Genomic DNA, 2,834 nt, shown 5'->3' with positions numbered 1-2,834 from the left:
GCTCGATTCCGCTCAGGCCGAAATTGCCATCGAGGCGCTGGCTCCAGCAAATGAGGGTGGCAACGGCGCGCTCGTCTTTGTCGACGGCAAGCGCAATTTCGCGCTTATGCCGTCGCTCAGGGCGGCCGCGGTTCTGTGCCCCGCCGATTTTGCCAGCAAGGCGCCGCCGGGCATCGCCGTGCTCATGCATCCACGTCCTCAACAGGCTTTCGCCATGGTCGGACGCCTGTTGTTTCCGCAAGCCGCTACGCCGGGGCCAATGACCGGAGAAACCGGCATCTCGGCGCATGCGTTTATCGATCCATCCGCGCATATCGAGGACGGGGCGATCGTGGAGGCCGGCGCGGTGAGCGGCCCTGGCGTGTCCATCGGCAGCGGCACGGTCGTTGCGCCCCACGCCGTTGTCGGCCGCTCCTGCCAGATCGGCCGCGATGGCTTCATCGGCCCCGGCGCCAGCATTCAATATGCGCTTGTCGGCAATCGCGTCATCATCCATGGCGGCGCTCGGATCGGCCAGGACGGTTTCGGCTTCGTCGGCGGCGCCAAAGGACCTGAACGGGTGCCGCAGATCGGCCGCGTCATCATCCAGGACGATGTCGAGATCGGCTCCAATTCGACCGTCGACCGCGGCGCAATGTCCGACACAATCATCGGCCAAGGTACCAAGATCGACAATCTGGTGCAGATCGCCCACAATGTTCGCATCGGCCGCAATTGCATTATAGCCGGGCTTTCGGGTATTTCCGGTTCCGTCGTCGTCGGCGACAACGTCACCATGGGTGGCGGTGTCGGCCTCGCCGATCATCTGACCATCGGGCCGGGAGCCAAGCTTGCTGCGAGAAGCGGATTCATGAACAACGTGCCGGCAGGCGAGGTCTGGGGAGGTTACCCGGCGCAGCCCATGGCGGAAGCCATGCGCGAGATAGCGATGCTGCGCAAGATGGCCAGGACGCGCAAGCAAGGCGACGGAAATGGCTGACATGGTGGCAACGACACTCGAGGCGGTCGACATCATGGGGCTTATGAAGCTCCTGCCGCATCGCTATCCGTTCCTGCTGATCGATCGCATCGTCGATATCGACGGCGACGACTCCGCCGTCGGCATCAAGAACGTGACCATCAACGAGCCGCATTTCCAGGGCCATTTTCCCCAGCAGCCGGTCATGCCCGGCGTGCTCATCATCGAGGCCATGGCCCAGACCGCGGGCGCGATCTGCATTCGCAGCCTCAATACGGAAAAGCCCTCGCTGGTTTATTTCATGACCATCGACAACGCGAAATTCCGCAAACCGGTGGTGCCGGGCGATCAGCTCAGGATCCATGTCAAAAAGATCAAGAAACGCGGTAACCTGCTGAAATTCGCCTGCGAGGCGATGGTTGACGGCGCGAAGGCGGCCGAAGCCGAGGTTTCGGCCATGATGGTTACCGGCTGACGGTTCGAAATGCTCATGAAAGTCGCGATATCCATCCATCCTTCCTCGGTCGTCGAAGAAGGAGCCCAGCTCGGCGAGGGCGTCCGCATCGGACCCTTCTGCCATGTCAGCGCCGATGCAATTCTCGCCGACCGCGTCGAACTCGTCAGCCATGTGTCGGTGATGGGGGCCACAACCATCGGAGCAGGCACGAAGGTCTATCCGATGGCAACGCTCGGCGCGCCGCCGCAGAACACCAAGCACAAGGGCGGACGCACCACGCTCGTCGTCGGTGAGAACTGCACCATCCGCGAAGGCGTCACCATGCATGTCGGCACGGATTCCAGCCGTGGCGAAACGAGTGTCGGCGACAATGGCAATTTCCTCGCCTATGCCCACATCGCCCATGATTGTGTCGTCGGCAAGAACGCAACCTTCGCCAATGGCGCGACGCTCGGCGGCCACTGCGAGATCGGCGACAACGTCTATATCGGCGGCCTGACCGCCGTTCACCAGTTCGTGCGCGTCGGCGACAACGCCTTCATCGGCGGTTGCTCGGCGGTGGTCGGTGACATCATTCCCTACGCGATCGCCGCCGGCAATCGCGCCAAGCTGCGTGGCCTGAACATCATCGGGCTCAAGCGCTCAGGCCTGCCGCGCTCGGAGATTTATCTGCTGCGCAAGGTTTACCGGTCGATTTTCGACCGTTCCCGCAGCGTCGCCGAGAATATCGAGCTTGCCAGGGCGGAATTCGCCTCCTCGTCTCCTGCCGCCATGAAGATGATCGACTTCATCGCCAGCGGCGGCAAGCGGCACTATGCCATGCCGCCGCTGAAGGGCGGTGACGGCGACGACAATGATGGCGATGACGAGGGCTGAGCCCGCCGAGACACGGCTTTTGCTCACGCCCGGCTCCAAGGTCGGCATCATCGCCGGTGGCGGCAGCCTGCCGGTCGAGGTAGCGGAGGGCCTTGCACGGCAGGGACATTCGCCTTTCATCATCATGGCCGAAGGCGAGGTCGATCGCGAGGCGGACTTTGCGAGGTACGAGCAGGCGACGCTCGCGCTGGAAGATGTCGGCTCCCTGGTTCCGTTGCTGAAACGCCGGGAGATCAGTCATCTGGTTCTGGCCGGCGAGATCCGGCGCAGGCCACGGTTGGCCAGGATACGTCCGACCCTTGGCCTGCTGGCGATAATCCCTTCCGTGGTCATGGCGCTGGCGCGCGGCGACGACGGGCTTTTGAAAGTGATCACGCGTGGATTGGAGAAGCGCGGCATCACGGTCATCGGCGCGCATGAGGTCGTGCCGGAACTTGCCGCCGGCAAGGGCACACTGACGGTCACGGCGCCAAGGCAATCGGATTGGCGCGACATCGAGGCCGGCCGCGCGGCGGCCAAGGCCATCGGCGCCCTGGATATAGG

3 protein-coding genes and 1 pseudogene are annotated in these 2,834 nt (G+C 63.5%); all 4 read left to right on the top strand.

The annotated features are described in order from the left end of the window. Window positions 1-979 (top strand): UDP-3-O-(3-hydroxymyristoyl)glucosamine N-acyltransferase (gene lpxD, locus EOD07_RS29290; protein ID WP_127237823.1); only part of this gene is annotated, 979 nt, incomplete at its 5' end. Then, window positions 972-1,433, top strand: coding sequence for a 3-hydroxyacyl-ACP dehydratase FabZ (fabZ, locus tag EOD07_RS29285; RefSeq protein ID WP_040987270.1), 462 nt, complete (start codon window positions 972-974; stop codon window positions 1,431-1,433). The genes lpxD and fabZ, both read left to right, overlap by 8 nt. 15 nt (window positions 1,434-1,448) lie before the next feature. Further along, complete coding sequence (lpxA, locus tag EOD07_RS29280; protein WP_127237822.1) at window positions 1,449-2,291, top strand: acyl-ACP--UDP-N-acetylglucosamine O-acyltransferase; 843 nt, start codon at window positions 1,449-1,451, stop codon at window positions 2,289-2,291. Then, a pseudogene (locus EOD07_RS29275) lies at window positions 2,278-2,834 on the top strand (UDP-2,3-diacylglucosamine diphosphatase LpxI); the annotation flags it as partial. The gene lpxA and the pseudogene EOD07_RS29275, both read left to right, overlap by 14 nt.

The sequence above is a fragment of the Mesorhizobium sp. M2C.T.Ca.TU.002.02.1.1 genome (assembly GCF_003997225.1).
Note: the sequence above shows the minus strand (reverse complement) of the source record. Positions and strands in the feature narration are given on the sequence as shown.

Bases quoted from the DNA above. Each gene is read 5' to 3' on its own strand.
- fabZ (WP_040987270.1), top strand. From the start codon at position 972: ATGGCTGACATGGTGGCAACGACACTCGAGGCGGTCGACATCATGGGG.
- lpxA (WP_127237822.1), top strand. From the start codon at position 1,449: ATGAAAGTCGCGATATCCATCCATCCTTCCTCGGTCGTCGAAGAAGGA.